Annotated in this window: 17 protein-coding genes, 1 tRNA gene, 2 pseudogenes and 1 riboswitch; of the genes and pseudogenes, 7 read left to right on the top strand and 13 right to left on the bottom strand. The window is 40.4% G+C overall.

The annotated features are described in order from the left end of the window. Positions 1 to 161 precede the first annotated feature (161 nt). The 3 genes from HNQ85_RS14425 to HNQ85_RS14415 all read right to left on the bottom strand — a co-directional run bounded on the left by HNQ85_RS14425 (position 162) and on the right by HNQ85_RS14415 (position 3,109). Complete coding sequence (locus HNQ85_RS14425; RefSeq protein ID WP_409994142.1) at positions 162 to 1,421, bottom strand: ATP-binding protein; 1,260 nt, start codon at positions 1,419 to 1,421, stop codon at positions 162 to 164. 666 nt (positions 1,422 to 2,087) lie between these two features. After that, on the bottom strand, positions 2,088 to 2,282 hold the full coding sequence (locus HNQ85_RS18105; RefSeq protein WP_181538428.1) for a glutaredoxin family protein: 195 nt from the start codon (positions 2,280 to 2,282) through the stop codon (positions 2,088 to 2,090). A 140-nt stretch (positions 2,283 to 2,422) separates the two neighbouring features. Then, complete coding sequence (locus HNQ85_RS14415) at positions 2,423 to 3,109, bottom strand: Crp/Fnr family transcriptional regulator (RefSeq protein WP_181538427.1); 687 nt, start codon at positions 3,107 to 3,109, stop codon at positions 2,423 to 2,425. A 190-nt stretch (positions 3,110 to 3,299) separates the two neighbouring features. Between HNQ85_RS14415 and HNQ85_RS14410 the strand changes: the two genes are divergently transcribed. Both HNQ85_RS14410 and HNQ85_RS14405 read left to right on the top strand, forming a co-directional pair. Continuing rightward, positions 3,300 to 3,650: a DsrE family protein gene (locus HNQ85_RS14410; protein ID WP_181538426.1), complete on the top strand. Its 351-nt coding sequence runs from the start codon at positions 3,300 to 3,302 to the stop codon at positions 3,648 to 3,650. Between the two features lie 595 nt (positions 3,651 to 4,245). Next, positions 4,246 to 5,436 carry an oxalate decarboxylase family bicupin gene (locus tag HNQ85_RS14405; protein ID WP_181538425.1) on the top strand — a complete coding sequence of 397 codons (1,191 nt, stop codon included), beginning with the start codon at positions 4,246 to 4,248 and terminating at the stop codon, positions 5,434 to 5,436. 338 nt (positions 5,437 to 5,774) lie between these two features. Here the strand turns inward: HNQ85_RS14405 and HNQ85_RS14400 are convergent, their stop codons facing one another. From HNQ85_RS14400 to HNQ85_RS14390, 3 genes and pseudogenes are all read right to left on the bottom strand, one after another. Beyond that, entirely contained in the window at positions 5,775 to 6,707 is a 933-nt protein-coding gene (locus tag HNQ85_RS14400; RefSeq protein ID WP_181538424.1) for an ABC transporter permease, read from the bottom strand. Beyond that, positions 6,700 to 7,610 (bottom strand): annotated as a pseudogene (locus HNQ85_RS14395) (ABC transporter ATP-binding protein). The gene HNQ85_RS14400 and the pseudogene HNQ85_RS14395 overlap by 8 nt, the downstream one beginning before the upstream one ends. Before the next feature lie 269 nt (positions 7,611 to 7,879). Further along, positions 7,880 to 7,951 (bottom strand) — tRNA-Val (locus HNQ85_RS14390). Positions 7,952 to 8,092: 141 nt separating this feature from the next. Between HNQ85_RS14390 and HNQ85_RS14385 the strand changes: the two genes are divergently transcribed. After that, positions 8,093 to 8,731, top strand: coding sequence for a DsbA family oxidoreductase (locus HNQ85_RS14385; RefSeq protein WP_181538423.1), 639 nt, complete (start codon positions 8,093 to 8,095; stop codon positions 8,729 to 8,731). A 263-nt stretch (positions 8,732 to 8,994) separates the two neighbouring features. After that, positions 8,995 to 9,531: an HD domain-containing protein gene (locus HNQ85_RS14380; protein WP_181538422.1), complete on the top strand. Its 537-nt coding sequence runs from the start codon at positions 8,995 to 8,997 to the stop codon at positions 9,529 to 9,531. 191 nt (positions 9,532 to 9,722) lie between these two features. Here HNQ85_RS14380 and metC read toward each other — a convergent pair whose 3' ends face one another. The 7 genes and pseudogenes from metC to HNQ85_RS14350 all read right to left on the bottom strand — a co-directional run bounded on the left by metC (position 9,723) and on the right by HNQ85_RS14350 (position 17,267). Continuing rightward, positions 9,723 to 10,904: a cystathionine beta-lyase gene (metC, locus tag HNQ85_RS14375; RefSeq protein WP_181538421.1), complete on the bottom strand. Its 1,182-nt coding sequence runs from the start codon at positions 10,902 to 10,904 to the stop codon at positions 9,723 to 9,725. 4 nt (positions 10,905 to 10,908) lie between these two features. Continuing rightward, the gene (locus HNQ85_RS14370; RefSeq protein WP_181538420.1) at positions 10,909 to 12,012 is read right to left on the bottom strand and encodes a methionine biosynthesis PLP-dependent protein; all 1,104 of its coding nucleotides are present in this window, start codon (positions 12,010 to 12,012) and stop codon (positions 10,909 to 10,911) included. A 72-nt stretch (positions 12,013 to 12,084) separates the two neighbouring features. Then, a riboswitch (SAM riboswitch) is annotated at positions 12,085 to 12,193 on the bottom strand. Positions 12,194 to 12,405: 212 nt separating this feature from the next. Next, positions 12,406 to 13,581 (bottom strand): thiolase family protein, encoded by a 1,176-nt coding sequence (locus HNQ85_RS14365; protein WP_181538419.1) that lies wholly within the window; start codon positions 13,579 to 13,581, stop codon positions 12,406 to 12,408. 47 nt (positions 13,582 to 13,628) lie between these two features. After that, positions 13,629 to 14,405, bottom strand: a complete 777-nt coding sequence (locus HNQ85_RS14360; protein ID WP_181538418.1) for a 3-hydroxybutyrate dehydrogenase — start codon at positions 14,403 to 14,405, stop codon at positions 13,629 to 13,631. Between the two features lie 24 nt (positions 14,406 to 14,429). Then, entirely contained in the window at positions 14,430 to 15,749 is a 1,320-nt protein-coding gene (locus HNQ85_RS14355; RefSeq protein ID WP_181538417.1) for a GntP family permease, read from the bottom strand. Between the two features lie 60 nt (positions 15,750 to 15,809). Next, positions 15,810 to 15,964 (bottom strand): annotated as a pseudogene (locus HNQ85_RS17705) (CoA-transferase); the annotation flags it as partial. Positions 15,965 to 16,709: 745 nt separating this feature from the next. Beyond that, positions 16,710 to 17,267: a phosphatidylglycerophosphatase A family protein gene (locus HNQ85_RS14350; protein ID WP_181538416.1), complete on the bottom strand. Its 558-nt coding sequence runs from the start codon at positions 17,265 to 17,267 to the stop codon at positions 16,710 to 16,712. 274 nt (positions 17,268 to 17,541) lie between these two features. Here HNQ85_RS14350 and HNQ85_RS14345 point away from each other — a divergent pair, with 274 nt between their 5' ends. The 3 genes from HNQ85_RS14345 (at position 17,542) to HNQ85_RS14335 (ending at position 19,285) form a co-directional block, all read left to right on the top strand. Continuing rightward, a complete protein-coding gene (locus HNQ85_RS14345; protein WP_181538415.1) occupies positions 17,542 to 18,270 on the top strand; it encodes an alpha/beta hydrolase in 729 nt (242 codons plus the stop codon). Between the two features lie 70 nt (positions 18,271 to 18,340). Beyond that, a complete protein-coding gene (locus tag HNQ85_RS14340) occupies positions 18,341 to 18,859 on the top strand; it encodes a YjcG family protein (protein WP_181538414.1) in 519 nt (172 codons plus the stop codon). Beyond that, the gene (locus tag HNQ85_RS14335) at positions 18,860 to 19,285 is read left to right on the top strand and encodes a GNAT family N-acetyltransferase (RefSeq protein WP_181538413.1); all 426 of its coding nucleotides are present in this window, start codon (positions 18,860 to 18,862) and stop codon (positions 19,283 to 19,285) included. It begins immediately after the preceding gene. Positions 19,286 to 19,397: the final 112 nt, after the last annotated feature.

Genomic DNA, 19,397 nt, shown 5'->3' with positions numbered 1-19,397 from the left:
CCACTTATATTTCTATATTTATCCATATCCTATTAACTCGAGAAACCTACAATACTATATATAAACTTCCAAATGAATCAATTATGCAGGTACTAATTAATCAAAAAAAGACCGAGCGGATGCTCGGTTTTCCTTAAATAAAAAACGATGATTCCCATTATTTACTCGTTGCTCCACGGAAACGTAATGGTTAACGTTGTTCCCTTATTAACGGCACTATCTATATCTAACGTTCCATTCATCGTTTGGATCATTTTCAAAGCTACCATCGTCCCCAAGCCTGTTCCTGTTTCTTTTGTGCTAAAATAAGGCTCGCCAAACCGACTAATCTGTTCACGAGTCATTCCAATACCGTTATCTTGAATTTTTATAACAACTTTGTCTTTGTCAATAAATGAAGTAATGTTTAATTCCCCGCCATTTGGCATTGCTTCGATGCTATTTTTTAACAAGTTTAAAAAACATTGATGAAAATGTTGAGTACTTCCAATAATACAACCCGTTACTACATTTTCAGATATTCTGACAGAATTCATATTGGCCATCGGCCTTACCATATCAATCACTTTTCGCAACTCTTGATCTACTAAAATCTTTTCAATTTTTTGCGGTGCGGGTTTGGCAAATGTTAAGTAATCATCAATAATTAACCTAGCTCGATCCAACTCTTCAAGAGCAATGTGAATATATTTATCTCTTAATTCATTTGATAAATCTGGTGTTTTGAGCAGTTGCATAAATCCTTTGACCACGGTTAATGGATTTCGAATTTCATGCGAAATGCTGGCAGCAAGCTGGCTCACAATCTCCATTTTCTCGACCTTTATCAATTTAGATCGCATAATGATTGCGTCTTTTAAAGTTTCAATAATATATACAACAAATAATATTCCAATAGGAGGAACAAGAATAAAATCAACGAGATAAGATTCCGTAACTTTAAAATCTGCTATGATAATCGCAATAAAGGCTGAGAGAATCGCGAGGAAAAAAGTTAGCAACATGGACATAACAAGCTTTTTTTTCTGGTTTAATTTATCAAACATCGGAGAATAAAAGGCAGTGATAATAAACATCGTTGCATAAACAACAACTGTTATGAAGTTATAACCATAAAGAACAAAGCGAACAAACAGCAAAATAACTAATAAAGAAAATCCGACAGCCCCTCCCCCATAAAGTGTTCCGATTAAAAAGGGAATTTGCCTCAAATCGTGGACACAATCCGGAGCAATATAAATGGGAAATTTCATGCACAAAATAAGCGAAACACTTAAGCAAACAATCATAAGAAGCTGTTGATACCGTCTATACTTTTGAAAAAAACGAACATGATCATACACAAAATAAAAAACAAATATACTAACTAAAATATAAAAAAGATTATTTAATACGTTGTGATTGATATAAGTCAAATACATATAACATCCCTCGGAGTTTTTCTTCACACAACTATTATACATAAAAATAGCTATAAATAGATATTTTCAAATGGGGTCCGCTGTTTTGTAGAAAATATAAAAATTGTTCCATGTTTGTTATATTGATTTCTTTTTTGCAAATTCTATTTCCTTTGAAACCACTTCAACATCCTTTTTGTATTTTGTTTACTGCTTGTATTCTCTATTTCAAACCTTTATCATTTCAAAAATGAAACCGTACTGGATAAGAAATAAAAAAGCTACAAACCCTTTTACTCAACAGATTTGCAGCTTTCGAATGGTATGATTCCGGCTGAGCTCAAAGTGCACAACCTTTCCCCTGTCAAGACTCATTTGGAGATTTCCCTCAATTTTTTAAAATATCCGTATCCCTACTTGTATCAAGGGTTGTGGGCATTTTCTTATTTTATTTATTGCCTTATGTAATCGGGAATGATGTTAAAGGTTTGTGGCTAAAAATTCTGTTTATACGGTTCCATGTAACGGGGCGAACAGAAAAACATTAGAAAGGATCCTGTGTCACCTGTTCGGCATAGACTCTTTCGCCAATTCCATCGTCAAGAGCCACACGAATCACTTCCTATTCCATGATTAATTATTTAGACCTCTTTTAGCGTGTGTAGAAAAACCTCAATTTTGTCACGATCAAACACATGAAAAGCTCGGCCCTCTATCACAATAAAAGGTGTAGCAATGCCCCCCCTCGCTCATCATTCGGTCAAACATCAGCTGATTGTAAGTAACGTTGATCACTTCATAAGCTAAATCTTTTTCCTTGAAATAACGTAATACCTGTTCACATGACTCGCAATGGTCGCTTACATATAGAGTTATTTTCATGAAAAAACCACCTGTGTCTATTGTTTTGTTTCCTGCTGAATACTTTCAGTTTACCCGATCAAAGTGGCCATAACTGTAAGATCGGTCACAGTCACAGCTGAACAAAAAATCCTGAAGCGATTTGTTCAGGGTTCCCTTTCCTAGCCAAAAAGTTGTTCTTTTGCCCGCTCACGATGAATGGAGATGGTTTTGCGCCCTGTTCGAACAATTTCTTCCTTTACGAGTTCATTGAGCGTTGAGGTTACCGATTCACGAGTGGCACCTATCATGTTACCAATTTCCTGATGAGTGAGAGGAAGATCGATTCGATGAAAGCCATCTTCCTCTAGCACGCCAAATTCTTCGGAAAGATTCAGCAAAAGAAAGAGAAGCTTCTCTTTGACAGTACCTAAAGCCATCTTCTCAAGCATGTCGTTCTTTTCTTTCAATTGATCGCTCAGGATCTTCATAACCCGTTTCATGATATGAGGGCGGGTGGATATGAATTTCTCAAACTGCTCACGGCCAATGGAGCAAAGCAGAGTGTCTTCCAGTGTTTCGATATACACTCCATGAGTACCTAATGAGAAAGAATCGATCTCACCAAACGTACTCCCTTTTCCTAAAATACCGACAGTAAACTGTTTTCCCTCTGAATTGACCGTATAAAGACGTAAAGCTCCTTCCTTTACAAAGTAAAGTCCATCTCTAACCATCTCGGCCGTTTGGATAATCGTATGTTTTCGTATTTTGGCATGGTGTGCCCATTTATTAACCTCTTCCATATCTTCTGGAGAGACATTGTCAAACAATTTCATTTGAGACAAATACCACAGTTTGTCGATCATAAGCGATTCTCCCCTAAACATAGTGGTTTATTTTTACTTTAACATAGGAAGGATATGCATGACTAACTTAAAGGCTGGTAATCATAATGTATGCTATTTCACATTTTTTAAAGGAACTGGATTACAGACTTGCTATTTAAACGAGAGCTATAATGAACCCATCAACACAAAATACAAAGGAGAGATGAACATGAAAAAAGTAGCTATTTTTGTTCACGCAGGTGAAAATGAACTAGGAAGAGCTGTTCATGGATTGCTATATGCACAAGAAATCCACGAAGCCGGTGGAGAAGTAAAATTGATTTTCGATGGTCAAGGGACGCTATGGATTCCTCGTTTTGAAGACCCAAGCCACCCGATGAACCCATTATACAAAAAAGTCAAAGATTTGGGTGTGATCGAGGCTTGTGAATATTGCGCTGGGGCTTTCGGAGCAAAAGAAGACATTCAAAAGGCAAGCATTGCTTCAGTGAATGAATACGAAGGTCATGCAAGTATAGCAAAACTCATCTCAGAAGATTATCAAATTATCACACTGTAATCATTTCAGACTATAGGGGCTGACCCATCAGTGTCTGACCTCACGTACATTTCACAATATATCGTTCATTTATCCGATGTTATGTCCTATATATTGTATATTGTGTTGTGGGGTCTGATATTTTGCTTTTTTGGGGCAGCCTCTTGATTTTAATTACGCGACCAAGAACGTCCATTTATTATTATCACTCATAAATTCGATATAATGCCAAAACCTTATTTTTATAATACGTTTCTCCACGTTTTACTAAGTAGTAAAGCGTCGTCATGGTCAAACTAAAAAGCTATCTGTTTAATATCTCTCTGATTTGGTTCGACTTCGATTTTTCTTATAATAGTCCTAACCAGTGCTTTCTTCTGCTCGTTTGTCGCTTTAAATGATCCTCTCTGTTCCTCCCCTAGTCGTCTATCTATTCGTTACATCTTCAGATTATAGAGAAAATCCTTTTCTTCGTCGCTACACGAATCATATATTCCTGCCTTTCTAATTAAAAGTCGGACTTTTAACAGATACCGCCTGACATACACATGTCAAAATCATCATAGAATTGAATATGAATAGCCGCTGTATGATCTAAGGAAGAGGAGCGTGTTTCATGGATAAGCGAACTCAGAAACAACCTACATATGGAAATGTGCCGCAGCCGATAAGAGATGATGGTGCCGGTGCGACCGATTTCGGTCCGCGGGACGTCATGCGCGACCTTGAAAACCCCGACATGCTAGTTCCACCGGCCACCGACGCCGGAACGATCCCCAACTTGAAGTTCTCTTTCTCCGACACCAATATGCAGTTAAATCACGGCGGCTGGTCACGAGAAGTGACGGTTAGACAGTTGCCGATCGCAACTACGCTTGCGGGGGTGAACATGCGTCTGACGCCGGGCGGTGTGCGTGAGTTACATTGGCATAAGCAAGCGGAATGGGCCTACATGATTTTGGGCCGGGCACGCATCACTGCTGTCGACCAAAACGGGCGGAACTTTATAGCCGATGTCGGCCAAGGCGATTTGTGGTACTTCCCCCCTGGTATTCCACACTCGATTCAAGGATTAGAGGAAGGCTGTGAGTTTCTGCTCGTCTTTGACGACGGCAACTTCTCCGACCTCGACACCTTCTCCATCTCCGATTGGTTCGCGCATACACCGAAAGACGTTCTGGCGGCGAATTTCGGCATACCAGAAAGCGCCTTTGCCCACATCCCGACAGAACAGCGATACATTTTCCAATCGAAGGTGCCCGGCCCGCTGGAAAGTCAAAAGGTACCGGATCCTTACGGTACTGTTCCAAAGAGCTTCACACACCGGCTGCTTGCACAGGAGCCGATCGTAACTCCGGGCGGGACGGTGCGCATAGTCGATTCCACCAACTTCCCCATTTCGACTACAGTTGCGGCGGCGTTAGTAGAAGTCAAGCCAGGCGGAATGAGGGAAATGCATTGGCACCCAAATAACGATGAGTGGCAGTATTACCTCACGGGCACAGCGCGTATGACAGTGTTTGCGGCGAATGGCAAGGCCCGAACTTTCAATTACAGGGCGGGTGATGTAGGATACGTACCGTTCGCCTTCGGGCACTACATCCAAAACACTGGTGACCAAAGCCTGTGGTTTCTAGAGATATTCAAGAGTGACCGTTTCGCTGATGTGTCGCTGAACCAGTGGATGGCGCTGACGCCTCAGGAGCTGGTAGAGAACAACTTGCATGTAGGACCGGAATTGATGAACGCGCTGCGGAAGGAGAAATGGCCGGTCGTCAAATACACGGGTAGCCCACAGGAAGGATGAAATCACCTAAACAGGTGATTTTACTTTGTGCTCTCGCTTTGTCTGCTGTTTTCTAAAAAACATGCCATTACTTCATAGTAAGGTTCACTATAACGTTGGATAGGGTGAAATAGCAAAATGGGTAGAGGTCCCAAAAACTTCTACCCATTCAAGTTTACTTATTACCAATACCATTTTAATGAGTTTGAACGCTGCAAGAGAGCATAGACGTTCTCTAATTTCATATATTTATTTCAGCAACTTCAAGTGTTATTGCTAATAGTATATGGAATTTCTATATTATTCAATCCACCAGCGTCCCTTCAGTAATTAACTTTAAGTCAGCCTCCTCTTTTGCATCATATGTCCCTGCGTTTAAACACAAGTAAAGAAAGAAATAACAATAAGGCGATATAAATAAGTAACATCGTTACCGAAAAACCAAGAGTCATTCCCTCTATTAACGGGACTCCCTCTTCATACATACGTAAATCTGTATTGGCAAAAACTAAGTATTTGCTCCAATAGTATTTACTTAACAGTTGTGCAATAGGGTCGCTGACGGAAGAAGCAACAACTGCTATGATAATGGCGGGACCATTTGATCTCAAAATCGTAGATAGCGTAAACGCAATGGTTGCAAAGAACAAAACAGGCAAGAACTGATAAAAATAAGATTTTAGAATATCCAGTATTACAGATTGTTCAATCACTTCTCCATCTACTATCTTTAATGTAGGATACAAATCTATGCGAAATCCGTATAAAATGAGCCCCTCGATTAACGAAAATAAAGCCAATATTCCGCACAAAATCATGTATAAAACCACAACTGCCGCGAACTTGGAAAGCAGAATTTCCGTACGGGTTGCCGGTCTTACCATTAAAAAGTTCATCGTTCCCCACTGATACTCTTTTGAAACCATGGAACTGGCGTAAGTAATGAGAATTAAGCTGACTATTGGTACTAAATCCGCACATTTGTTCATAAATCCAAGGACGCTGTGACGGGTATTCGGCGGAATGTTGTGTTCCAGACGATATTCATTCAACTTCAATTCATCCTGCAGTCGCTTTGCAGATAAATTTCCTCGAGTCAATTCTTGTTGAATTTTTTCATTTTGCTCTATCAGCTCTTGCTTCCAATCTTTCCCCGCATGCTTCACTTTCTGCATGTCTAAATAATCCCATCTTCCGAGGATAATAACAGGGATGAGCAATATAATACACGGTGCGATGAAAAGCTTTTGCTTTACGATCTTTAACAGCTCATTATAAATCAGATTATTCAATGATATTCCCTCCCGTAGCTTCTAAAAAAATATCTTCGAGACTTTGTTTGGAGCGATGAATATAATACAAATCAATGTTGTTAGAAACGAGAGCTTTGACTACAGAAGGAATATCTTCTTCCTTCATCAATATGGACAACGCACGGTCTTTCACGCGAATTTTCTCTTCTTCGAACTCTTCCATCAAGACTTGCACTGCTTTTTCTACGTCGTCTACAATAAATGTAATTTCTTCTTGTGCCGATTTTTCTGTAATGTTATACGTTTTTATATGTTTGCCATTTTGAATAATTACGGCACGATCACACATCAGTTCAATCTCTGCTAACAAATGGCTCGATACTAATATGGCTGTTCCTTCATGATGGGCAACTTTTTTAAATAATCCCGCATTTCACGAATTCCTGAAGGATCAAGTCCATTCGTAGGTTCGTCCAAAATCAAAACGGAAGGACGATGTAAAAGGGCTTGCGCAATCCCTAGCCGCTGTCTCATCCCTAAGGAATACGTTTTTGTTTTCTTATGAATGGCATGTTCAAGACCAAGTAATTCCACCGTTTCTTTGATTCGTTCAACCGTTACTCCTTTTGCCATTCGGGCATAATATTTTAAATTATCGTAGCCGCTTAAAAATGGATAAAAGGATGGGTTTTCGATGACGACTCCGATTTTCGAAATAGCTTGTTTAAAGTTCGTTTGTATGCTGTGTCCTTCAATGAAAATGTCTCCTTCTGTGATTGATGTTAGACCGACTATCATTCGCATGGTCGTCGTTTTTCCCGCACCGTTCGGACCTAATAACCCTAATATTTCTCCCCGTTTTATATGAAAGGAAAGAGAATCTACAATCGTTTTATTATCTATTTTCTTTGTGACACCTTGTACTTCTAATACATGCTTCATCTTAATTCACACCTTTTCTTTTCAACGTAGCCACTGGCATAACTCGGAGATTTGGGAGATTTTTTAATGTACAACAGGTACTTAAGTGCTTTTCTACTAGCATGATAATCTGTTTTCTCATATTCCATAAAATCATGAACAAACTGTTGATTTATAAGGCTTCTACTGTTATTTTACATTTTTGGGGTTCACTTCCAAAATTTCGTACTAGGGTTTTATTAAAACAAAAACCCGAACTCTCCATCTTGAGTTCGGGTTTTTTATCGCGATGACTTGTGAGGGATTTGAACCCCCGACCCCTTCCCTGTCAAGGAAGTGCTCTCCCACTGAGCTAACAAGTCATATTATTTATCAGATGCATTTTTAATTATATTTATCCCTCTTCACATTGTCAACCACTTTTTTTCAAAAACATATCAATCGCTAAAAAAATTTTCCTTTGCTACAATAAACGTACAATCTAATAGAAAGGAAGTTTAATAATGAGCTTAAAAATCCGCGTGTATTCTGATTTTGTTTGCCCGTTTTGTTATATCGGAGAAAAGCCGCTCATGGAAGCGATCCAAGGAAAAGATGTGGAAATCGAATGGATGCCATTTGAGCTTCGTCCAGAGCCGTTAGAGCCGTTATCTCCTAACAGCAATTACATCCAGACTGCGTGGCAACAATCAGTTAAGCCTCTTTCCACTCGATTTGGCGTGAATATGGAACTTCCAGATATTGATCCGATTCCGCGTACACATTTTGCGCATGAAGGTTATCAATACGCAAAAGAACAAGGAAAAGCGCTTGAATATGTTCATGCCGTCTTCTCAGCCTATTGGCAAGAAGGAAAAAACATTAGCGATATCATCGTGCTGAGCGAAGCAGCGGAAAAAATCGGGCTAAATAAAGAAGAGTTTCGCGCTGCACTTGAAACGCGGCGCTATAAAGAGGCACATCAACAAGCATTGAAACATGCGTATGAAGAAGCGCACATTACTGCGGTTCCTACATTCATCATCGGCAACCGCATGCTTCGCGGCTTGCATACGAAAGAAATGATCGAAAAAGTGATTCTCGAACAAACAGAAAACGAAGACGATTCGCTTGGCAAAAGCTGCAACATGGATGGATGCTGAGCGCTGTATCCTTTTTACAGTTCATCCATCCAACCATTGACATGTTCGATGGGTTGATTCCCTTCTAACATCTCCAAAAGCATTTAGAAATCAAAGATCATAATCCCTTTTTGCCGGGGAATCAAATAACGGAACATATAAGTAGTGAAGAGAAATACATGGACTTGTTATAAAATTTGGGTATGTAGTAATCATTTCCCCTATTGTTTCTCATTCCATCATGTGTTAAGATGTTTAGAAATATTCAAACGGAGGGGATGACAATGCGGTATGTTACATTAACAGACGTATTTGTTCATCCGGTTGCGCAAAAATATTTAAAACGCTCTGGTGTGGCTCATGCCATTGCCACTGCATACCACGCTTATCGTTTAGCTTTAAATCATGGTGTGAATGTCGATTTGGCAACGAAAGCTGCACTTTTGCATGACATCGGTCATTATGAGTGGTATTCCAATGGGAAATGGGATTATGAAAAATATAAACAAAACGATATTCATGCGATTAAGGGAGCAGAGCGTGCTCATAAACTGCTTATTCGTTTAGGGGAACATCCAAAAAACGCAAAAGAAATTGCGCTTGCGATTCTTTTGCATACCGATTCGTATCTTCCGGAATGCGAGTTAAAACGAAAGCCATTGCAGGAGATTATTAAACTTGCGGACGAGGCAGATGAAGAGCCAGGTGGTAAACATCATTACCGTAAAATTGATGATCAACTTGCTTTAAAGAAAATTAAACAACTTGATCAGCTCGTCGAAAAACAACTGCAAACACAAAAATTAGAAGACATTATATAAGAGGCTGTCTCAAGTGTCAGCGCGCACGGCACAATATATAAGGTGCTCTGACACTTATGGGGCTGTTGACAAAAAACAATTGTAAAATAAAGAAGATGAACTTATTGCATAAGTTCATCTTCTTTAAGGAATGTTCCGATTCACCCTTTCGTTTGTCAACATCCCCTTATGGGACAGCCTCTAAACGGTTTTTACGAAGGAAGTTTGCTTCTTCTCTTTTCTTTTACATAAGATAATGCTCTTTCAAAGTCACTGATTAAATCATCGGCCGCTTCCAAGCCCACACTCAATCTAAGCAAACCATCTGTAATTCCTCTTCGCTCTCTCTCCTCTTTTGGCATCGCTGCGTGTGACATTTTCGCTGGATAAGATAAAATCGACTCAACCGCACCTAAACTGACGGCAAACACCGGAATTTTAGCATGCTTAACAAACGTTCGCACCGCTTCTTCATCAGCCAACCGAAATGACAAGACAGCTCCGGGCCCCTCTGCCTGATAACGATGAACGGAGTGTCCAGGATGATAAGAAAGCCCAGGATAATATACTTCTTCCACTTTCGGATGTTTCGCTAAAAAGTTGGCAATTTTCAGAGCGGATTGCGTCGATTGTTGAAGACGGACATGGAGCGTTTTTAGGCCGCGGAGCACAAGCCAGGCATCCTGCACGCCCAGCACCGCGCCAAATGCATTTTGCAATTTATATAAACGATTGGCTAATTCTTCATCTTTTACAACAGCCAGCCCGGCAACAACATCACTATGTCCTGATAAAAACTTCGTTGCGCTATGCAAAACAACATCTACCCCTAACTCAAGCGGGCGCTGCAAGGCTGGCGTCATAAACGTATTATCTAAAAATGTTAAACATCCGTTCGCTTTAGCAAGCTTAACAATACCGCGAATGTCTGTAATTTTTAACAATGGATTGGACGGTGTCTCCACATAAATCACTTTCGTATTCGGCCGAATATGACAGGCCACCTCATGCAAGTCCGTCATATCAACAAATGTGTATTCAATTCCGAAACGGCTCAACACTTCGGTAATCATCCGATATGTTCCACCATACACGTCTTCAGTAATCAAGACGTGATCGCCTTTTGATAATAGTAAAAATGCGGTAGAAATCGCCGCCATTCCTGAGGCGAATGCAAAGCCACGTACACCGCCCTCAAGTTCGGCAATTGTGTCTTCCAATGCTTCCCTTGTCGGATTTCCTGAACGGCTGTAGTCGTACTTTCCGAACGTATCAAAGTCAAATTGATGAAATGTTGAAGCGTGTTGAATCGGTACGCTTACCGCTCCCGTCTGTTCATCCACTTTCCATTTGTTATGCAGCAAATGCGTTTGAAACGAAAATTTTTTCTCCACCCCGCTACACCTCTTTCATCTTTTGAAAAGCTTGCGCCAAATCAGCAATCAAATCCTCAACATGCTCAATTCCGACTGAAAAACGCAATAACCGATTACATACTCCATTAGCAATCCGTATTTCTTCTGGAATGTCCATATGTGTTTGCGTTGCCGGATATGTGATAAAGCTTTCAACTCCCCCTAAACTCTCAGCGAATGTAATTAACTTTAAGCTTTTTAAAAAGCTGTTCACCCACTTTTCCTCTCGCAAACGGAAAGACAACATTCCACCACGGCCAGGATAGAGCACATCTGTCACATCCTCATGTTCTGCTAGAAATTCGCTAATTTTTCGGGCGTTTTCTTCGTGCTGCTTCATGCGTAATGACAATGTCTTCACCCCGCGGATTAACAACCATGAATCAAATGGGGAAAGAACTGCACCAATCGCATTATGAAATTGCGCCAGTTTCTCACAAAGCTCTTTTCCTTTGGCAACAACAAGCCCGGCCAATACATCATTATGTCCACCTAAATATTTTGTAGCGCTATGAATAACAATATCGGCGCCTTGTCTCAGCGGTTGTTGAATAACGGGGGTATAAAACGTATTGTCCACGATAAGGAGTAAATTGTAGCGTTTCGCTAACTTGGCTACTTCCTCTATATTCGCCTCTTGCATCAACGGATTGGTTGGTGTTTCTAAAAAAATGGCTTTCGTTTTTTCCGTAATTTGCTTCTCTATCAATTGTATGTCGCGAAAATCTACATAATGAAAAGATAGCCCGTATTTTCGCCATCCTTTCTCAAAAAGCCGATATGTACCACCATAAAGGTCAGCGGAAACTAAAAACTCATCGCCGCTTTCAAATAAAGCCATCACCGTTTGAATGGCCGCCATCCCCGATGAAAACGCATATCCTTGATCGCCACCTTCCAGTTTTGCAATCGCTTCCTCAACGATTTTCCGCGTTGGGTTGCCTGTACGAATATAATCAAACCCTGTTGATTGTCCAATTCCTTCATGACGATAAGCTGTCGAAAAATAGACAGGAGGATTGACAGTACCGGTTACCTCCTCACTTCGATTTCCTATCTGTGCTAGTATAGTCTCTATTCTTTCCATTCCTTCTCCCCCTTTTGTAAAATAAAAAAAGTCTTCTAAGAAGAAGACTTTTTACGCATGCGTTAGTACTTCTTCTTATCTGCCGAATTGAAACCAATTCGCTGGATTTAGCACCTGGCCAAAAATTGGCTGGTTGCTGAAGCTTCACTGGGCCAGTTCCCTCCGCTTCTCTTGATAAGAATTGAACTACCATATATTCACTTTTGAGATTTTCTTTCAATTTAACTCATTTATACAGATTTTTCAAGCAATTTTTAAGATTTTTATTAAAAAAAAATAGCAAACGCATCGTACAAACATGGCAGTTTCATGATCATATCTTAATTTCTATTCTTCTTTTTCAACAATGCAAAGGTATTCTATTAAATAAATGGGAGACAATTTTGCAGTTATTTACAAACTTTCTACAAACAATGCGGTTCCCATTCCCCCACCGACACATAGTGAAGCAATTCCTTTTTCTAATTGTCGCCGCTTAAGTTCATGAATGAGGCTGACAACGATGCGTGCACCTGTGCAGCCAATTGGATGCCCTAAGCTGATGCCGCTTCCGTTCACATTCACTTTTTCCCTATCTAATCCGAGTTCTTTCTCAACGGCTAAATATTGAGCAGCAAACGCCTCGTTAATTTCAATGAGGTCAGCGTCAGCTAATGTCCACTTTACTTTTTCCAGCCCTTTTTGCACTGCTGGAACTGGTCCGCGGCCCATGATGACCGGATCAACTCCCGCAACGGAATAACCAACAATCTTCGCAAGCGGCGTTATTCCTTTCTTTCGCGCATAATCGGCAGACATCAACACAAGTGCTGCTGCTCCATCATTAATTCCTGAAGAATTTCCAGCTGTCACCGTTCCATTTTTGCGGAAGGCAGGCTTTAATGCAGCGAGTTTTTCTTTCGTCACATCAGCTCGTGGATGCTCATCTTTTGTTACAACGGTTTCTCCTTTTCTCGTTTTCACGGTAATCGGTACAATTTGTGACTCAAAATAACCGGACTCCATTGCATGAATCGCACGCCGATGGCTTAATAATGCCAACTCATCTTGTTCTTCTCTTGTAATCTCGTATTTTTCCGCAAGATTTTCTGCCGTTTCTCCCATCATAATATGATGGAGTGGATCTTCAAGAATTTCCCAAACCGTATCGATCACTTGCTGATGCTGTAAGCGTGCTCCCCAACGATGTTGTTTTAATACGTATGGGCTGGAGCTCATCGCTTCTACACCGCCAGCAATAACGACATCGCTAAGTCCAACCTGAATTTGCATGGCAGCAGAAATAATCGCCTGCATTCCAGAAGCACATTGACGCTGAATCGTAAAACCGGTCGTCGTATTCGGAAAGCCGGCTAACAGAGCAGCTGTTCTCGCCGTATTTGGCATATCTGTTCTTTGAATACAATGCCCTAAAATGACTTCGTTGACTTCTTCTTTTTCAATTTGACTGCGGCGCACCGCTTCCTCTAATGCCGGGACGACTAAATCGGTCGGCAATAAATCTTTGAAAGCCCCGCCAAAGGTGCCAATTGGCGTGCGCACCGCAGAAGTAATGACCACTTCACGCATGTTTCATTCCCCCTTGTCTAATTTATCCATATGAATTGTATGCGTAATTACTGTGCCGTATAACCACCATCGATGACAACCGCTTGACCGGTAATCCCTTTTGCTTGTTCACTTGCTAAAAACATTGCATAGTTTGCAATTTCTTCAACGGATAACAAACGTCTTTGTGGCACAAGCGGATAAATGACTTCCTCTAATACTTTTTCTAACGGCACGTTTCTTGTAGCTGCCAAATCAGTTAATTGGTTACGAACAAGTGGTGTATCTACATATCCTGGACATAGGGCATTCACTGTAATACCATGCGATGCTCCCTCAAGAGCTGCTACTTTCGTTAAACCAATAACCCCATGCTTCGCGCTGTTATATGCGGCTTTGCCGGCAAAACCAACAAGTCCGTTAATCGATGCCATGTTAATAATGCGACCGTATTTCTGTTCTTTCATAATCGGAAACACGTGTTTAATCGCAATGAACGGAGCTGTTAACATGACGCGAACGAGCAATTCAAATTTCTCCGTCGGAAAGTCTTCAATCGTCGACACATATTGCAAACCGGCATTGTTAATTAAAATATCGATGCGTCCAAATCGATGAACGGTTTCATTAAGCGCCGACTTTACTTCCACTTCTGATGTGACATCACACTTCAAACCAACCGCTTCATGCCCTTCATTTCGAAACGATTCTGCCGCTTCCTCGACCGCTGTTTTATTTAAATCGGTAAGAACTACTTTTGCGCCGTTTTCGGCAAACTTTTTCGCAATTTCATAACCTATCCCTCTCGCAGCCCCTGTTATAAACATAACTTGATTTTTTACCATGTCTCTTCTCTTCCCCCTATATGATTAGATTCCTATACCTAAAGAGAATAAGATAATCGCAAGCACTGTCCCTAAAGCAGGAACAATGACGGTTAATGCACCGACTGCGTTATACGCATCTTGGTGGGTCTCACCACAAATTGCACGAATTGTTGTTACCACATAACCGTTATGCGGCAGTGAATCAAGCGCACCCGAAGAAATCGCAACAACTCGGTGTAACGCTTCCGGGTTCACTCCCATATCAAGGTAATGCGGTGCAATCAATGGCAACGCAATGGCCTGACCTCCGGATGCGGACCCGGTCATTCCTGCAATCACACTGACAGCAACGGCACCGCCAATTAAAGGACTGCCCGGAATATTTGTAATTGCTTCAACGACTGTGCTAAATGCTGGAACCGCTTTTGCCACTCCACCGAACCCTACAACTGCTGCAGTATTTCCTAAAGCAATCAACGCTCCCAATGTTCCTTCAGAAACCGCGTCGCCAAAATTGTTGAAGTATTTGCGGTTTAACACATAAGCAGCGATAACGCCGCCAAGTAAAGCGATGATTAAGGCGGACTGTTTTAAAGAATCGTGGAAGACAAATGAAATAATTAACACAACGATGAGCGGAATCATACCGGCGGCTGGATGTGGCAGTGATTTATCGTTCTCCTCTGGATCTCCTTCTCTAACAATAAATCCCTCTCCTCTTGCCACCGCTTTTGCAATCATTCTCTTTAACCACCAATAACCAAATAAAGCCATAAAAATAGCGACAATCAAGCTCACTTCCCAGCCAGCATATGGCGATGTTTTTAAATATTCAATCGGAATCCAGTTTTGAATCTCCGGAGAGCCAGCTGACGTCATCGTAAATGTAACGGAACCAAACGCAAGGGCCCCTGGAATAAAGCGACGTGGCAAATTTGCCTGTTTAAATAAGCTGACTGCCATTGGATAAACAGAAAACGCAACAACGAATAAGCTCACTCCGCCATATGTTAATACAGCACAAGCAATAACGACAGCTAACGCTGCATGTTTCATTCCAAGCTTATCTACAATCCATTTTGATACACTGTCTGCTGCCCCGCTATCTTCCATGACTTTCCCAAAAATCGCACCTAACAAAAACATTAAATACCAAGACTGAATAAAACCGGAAAATCCAACCATATAGTTTCCGACTAAATTCGCTTCTCCCTCACCAACAAGCTGTGGAAACAGCGGCAAACCACTAAAGACTGCAACGATTAACGCACATAAAGGTGCCGCAACAAACAGGTTCATTCCTCTCATTGTTAAATAAATCAATAATATAAGACCCCCGATAAGACCGATCATACTCCACATTTCCCGTTCCCCCCGATTCATTTACGCTTGTATTAGAAGACTTTCATCAACTATTACTTTTGTCTCTTTTCCTGCATTGATTAAATCCGGATCGACCTCATCCTCCGTAGGATAAGGTCCGATACGTAACAATCCATTTTCTGATTGCAATACAGCTTTTTATGCGGCTGAATGAAATTAGCTACAGGCATCGGCATTCCGATTCCTAAACCGATATAGAAACCGCTTTCATTTTCTTGTTTAGCACATTTTTTACAAGCTCTTCATTACTCCTTCCCTCCTAGCATTAGCGAACTACTAATCTTTCAATACGTCTTGATGCTTTCCGACAACTAAGCGCTAAACATCCATACTTGGTGTATGAATTTAATCTGGATCTCCCATTTCCACAAGTCTTCCACTTCCGTAATCATTATTTTTCCTGCTTCTTACATCATAGGGTTAAAGTTGCACCGTCATGAATGTCTTTGGCTGCTTCCTCTACTTACCTCCCTACGAATCATTTGTTCTTCACCCGATTACCACCCAAAAATTTTTAAAAAAGAAAGTAAATAATGACTATCGATACTATTTATATGCAGCAAATCCAACAATATGGAAATAATTTAAAACTACTACATAAAAAATACTCATAAAAAAATTCCGGAATTTTAGAGTGAATTCCAGAATTACAGAAATCTAATCATCCAAACAGTATTTTTTATTTTCTCGTATATTGCCGATTTGCTGATGCTAAGAGCCTTGGCCGCTTTCCGTTTATCATTTTGATGCAACACCAAGCTTTTCGGAATCATTAATTTGCCGCCATCCCCCTTTGTCCTAATTTTTATAAAAAGAAGAGGCTGCCCTATAAGTGTTTGACCCCATGTAAACCTCACCAATAGATAGCTTTATTCATTCAATAGTGCTATATATGGTGTATGGGGTCTGGCACTTTGCTTTTAGGCCAGCCTCTTTTCATTAAGATACCGCTTCTTCCTTTTCTTGCATAACTCCTGCTTCTTCGTTTAGCCGTTCTTCCTCATCACGGAAACGGTGCGCTAATCTTCCGGCGGCACTAGCAGCGATACTCGCTACTAAATCATCTAAAAATGTATGCACACCTTGTCCCCTTTTTGTATCTAAATTTTTAATAATGCCAATTTTATGTTTATCAAGGTGTCCAAATGTCGTGACGGCAATGCTTCCGTAACCTAATACGGCACCTAAGGCAATCGTCTCATCTACACCAAATAATCCTTCATCCATTTCTACAAGCGTTTGCAACGGCTCGGATAGCATCTTTCTCTCAGCCAGTTTGTCAAGTTCAATTCCCACTAAAATGGCATGTTGTACTTCCCGTTTTTGCAGCACCTTTTCAACACTTTCTATACAATCATCCATTGTTAATCCTTTATTATACGGACTTTGCATCTCATAGACAATTTCAGCAATTGCTCGAATAGTAACACCGCGCTCTGCCAGCAAACGCAAAGCGGCTTCTGTCACTTCTTTGCTTTTTACTCGTCTTTTTTTCATTGGCATCCTCCTCTCTAGAGAAAAAGCCTATTTCATTAGTGTAAAATCTTGATTCTTTCTCAATTATAGCACTATATAAGTTTAACTTGAATATTTGACTTCTGGTAGACAAGGGGTTGGCCACAGATTCTTCGACAGTCGAAAAACATCCGTGATTCTTTGCTCAAAATCTCAAAAGGTGAAATATCAAGTTACATTTATATAGACGACATGTTTTAACATAAATATGCTAAAATAACAGATGAATTCGAAAATTGCGATGGAGGATTAAATAATGACAGAACAAAAAGGAACCACTTTAGAACAAACCATTTACAGTCAGGAGTTAAATGAAGAAGTAACCTTGCTAATTTATTTACCAAGCACGTATTCTCCTCTTCATAAATATTCGCTTCTCATTGCTCAAGATGGTAAAGATTACTTTATGCTCGGAAAAATAACGCGGGCAGTAGAAGATTTATTGGGACGCAAAAAAATTGACCGGACGATCATTGTCGGCATTCCGTATAAAGATGTGAACGATCGTTACGAAAAATATCATCCAAGCGGCAAAAAACATGCAGCTTATTTACGGTTTTTAGCCAATGAGCTTGTTCCGTATTTAGATAAAGAATTTCCTACTTATCAAATGGGATTGGGGCGCGCGTTAATCGGCGACTCTCTTGGCGGCACTGTTTCATTATTAGCCGGACTCACTTACCCGCATACGTTCGGAAAAATTGCTATGCAGTCGCCATACATGAACGAAACAATTATGGAAAAAGTGAAACATTTTGCACATCCGCATCTGTTGCAGCTTTACCATTCAATCGGTACAGAAGAAACTGCGGTTAAAACAACGGATGGAAAAGTTCGAGACTTTGTCACACCAAACCGCCAAGCACATCAGTTATTTAAGCAAAAAGGATTTACTTACAAATATGAAGAATTCAACGGTGACCATACTTGGACATATTGGCAGCCTGATTTGCCAAAAGCGCTTGAGAACATTCTCGTCATTTAATGAAACTACAATAATTTTCGTAATTTTGTTATAATTAAGCAATACCATAAGAAAAAAGGAGGGAATTTTTATGAAGTATGGCATTGCCTTGTTCCCATCAAAAAAAATCCAAGATTTTGCGAACTCGTACAGAAAGCGCTATGACAGCCATTATTCGCTTATTCCGCCTCATTTAACATTGAAAAGTACGTTTGAAGCAAGTGATGAAGAAATTCAAACAATCGTTAAAGAACTTTGGAAAATTGCTGAGGATACAGAGCTAATTCCATTAAAAATTACAAAATTCAGCTCGTTCTATCCTGTTAACAACGTCATCTACTTAAAAGTGGAACCGAATGAAACACTACAAAAACTGCATAAGCAATTCTACAGTGGAATTTTCACAGACAAACCTGAATACGCTTTCGTGCCACATATTACAATTGGACAATCACTCTCAGATGCAGAGCATGCTGATATATATGGACAATTGAAAATGCAAGACGTCTATTTCGAAGAAACAGTTGACCGATTCCATTTACTCTATCAATTGGAAAACGGCTCATGGACCGTATATGAAACATTTCACGTTGGAAAGGAACAAGAGTAGATGAAAGTTGTTTTTGGAAACAGTGAAAATCTGTGGAATGATGCTGTTTCTGTCAGAAGAGCCGTATTCGTCGAAGAACAGCACGTTCCAGAAGATGAGGAAATTGATGAATTTGAAAATGAAGCGACCCATTTCGTTCTGTATGATGGAGAAAGAGCCGTTGGAGCCGGGAGATTTCGCACGATTGATGGCATTGGCAAAATCGAGCGAATTTGCGTGCTTCCCGATTATCGTAATCGCGGAGCTGGGCGTTTAATCATGGAAAGCATCGAACAATTCGCGAGAGAAAATGGGATTGCTAAGACAAAGCTAAATGCGCAAACACATGCGGAGCACTTTTACGAAAAATTAGGCTATAAAACCGTATCCGACATTTTCATGGATGCAGGAATTCCACATGTCACAATGATTAAACAACTTTTATAACTGCAGAAAGGGGCTACCCCATAATGGTCTTACCCCTGTCAAGTAGACAGAATAAAAGAAAGTCTATGCAACCTTTCTCCGATATTCCACCGGAGAAAGGTTGTTCAATTTC

The organism is [Anoxybacillus] calidus (assembly GCF_013760845.1).
Lineage (GTDB): Bacteria > Bacillota > Bacilli > Bacillales > Anoxybacillaceae > Paranoxybacillus > Paranoxybacillus calidus.
The sequence above is the reverse complement of the archived record's forward strand: the minus strand, read 5'-3'. Positions and strand labels throughout refer to the sequence as shown.

What these genes read in the sequence shown, in the direction of transcription:
- HNQ85_RS14425 (WP_409994142.1), bottom strand. Translation starts at nt 1,421, where the DNA reads ATGTATTTGACTTATATCAATCACAACGTATTAAATAATCTTTTTTAT.
- HNQ85_RS18105 (WP_181538428.1), bottom strand. Translation starts at nt 2,282, where the DNA reads ATGAAAATAACTCTATATGTAAGCGACCATTGCGAGTCATGTGAACAG.
- HNQ85_RS14415 (WP_181538427.1), bottom strand. Translation starts at nt 3,109, where the DNA reads ATGATCGACAAACTGTGGTATTTGTCTCAAATGAAATTGTTTGACAAT.
- HNQ85_RS14410 (WP_181538426.1), top strand. Translation starts at nt 3,300, where the DNA reads ATGAAAAAAGTAGCTATTTTTGTTCACGCAGGTGAAAATGAACTAGGA.
- HNQ85_RS14405 (WP_181538425.1), top strand. Translation starts at nt 4,246, where the DNA reads ATGGATAAGCGAACTCAGAAACAACCTACATATGGAAATGTGCCGCAG.
- HNQ85_RS14385 (WP_181538423.1), top strand. Translation starts at nt 8,093, where the DNA reads ATGAGCTTAAAAATCCGCGTGTATTCTGATTTTGTTTGCCCGTTTTGT.
- HNQ85_RS14380 (WP_181538422.1), top strand. Translation starts at nt 8,995, where the DNA reads ATGCGGTATGTTACATTAACAGACGTATTTGTTCATCCGGTTGCGCAA.
- HNQ85_RS14370 (WP_181538420.1), bottom strand. Translation starts at nt 12,012, where the DNA reads ATGGAAAGAATAGAGACTATACTAGCACAGATAGGAAATCGAAGTGAG.
- HNQ85_RS14365 (WP_181538419.1), bottom strand. Translation starts at nt 13,581, where the DNA reads ATGCGTGAAGTGGTCATTACTTCTGCGGTGCGCACGCCAATTGGCACC.
- HNQ85_RS14360 (WP_181538418.1), bottom strand. Translation starts at nt 14,405, where the DNA reads ATGGTAAAAAATCAAGTTATGTTTATAACAGGGGCTGCGAGAGGGATA.
- HNQ85_RS14355 (WP_181538417.1), bottom strand. Translation starts at nt 15,749, where the DNA reads ATGTGGAGTATGATCGGTCTTATCGGGGGTCTTATATTATTGATTTAT.
- HNQ85_RS14350 (WP_181538416.1), bottom strand. Translation starts at nt 17,267, where the DNA reads ATGAAAAAAAGACGAGTAAAAAGCAAAGAAGTGACAGAAGCCGCTTTG.
- HNQ85_RS14345 (WP_181538415.1), top strand. Translation starts at nt 17,542, where the DNA reads ATGACAGAACAAAAAGGAACCACTTTAGAACAAACCATTTACAGTCAG.
- HNQ85_RS14340 (WP_181538414.1), top strand. Translation starts at nt 18,341, where the DNA reads ATGAAGTATGGCATTGCCTTGTTCCCATCAAAAAAAATCCAAGATTTT.
- HNQ85_RS14335 (WP_181538413.1), top strand. Translation starts at nt 18,860, where the DNA reads ATGAAAGTTGTTTTTGGAAACAGTGAAAATCTGTGGAATGATGCTGTT.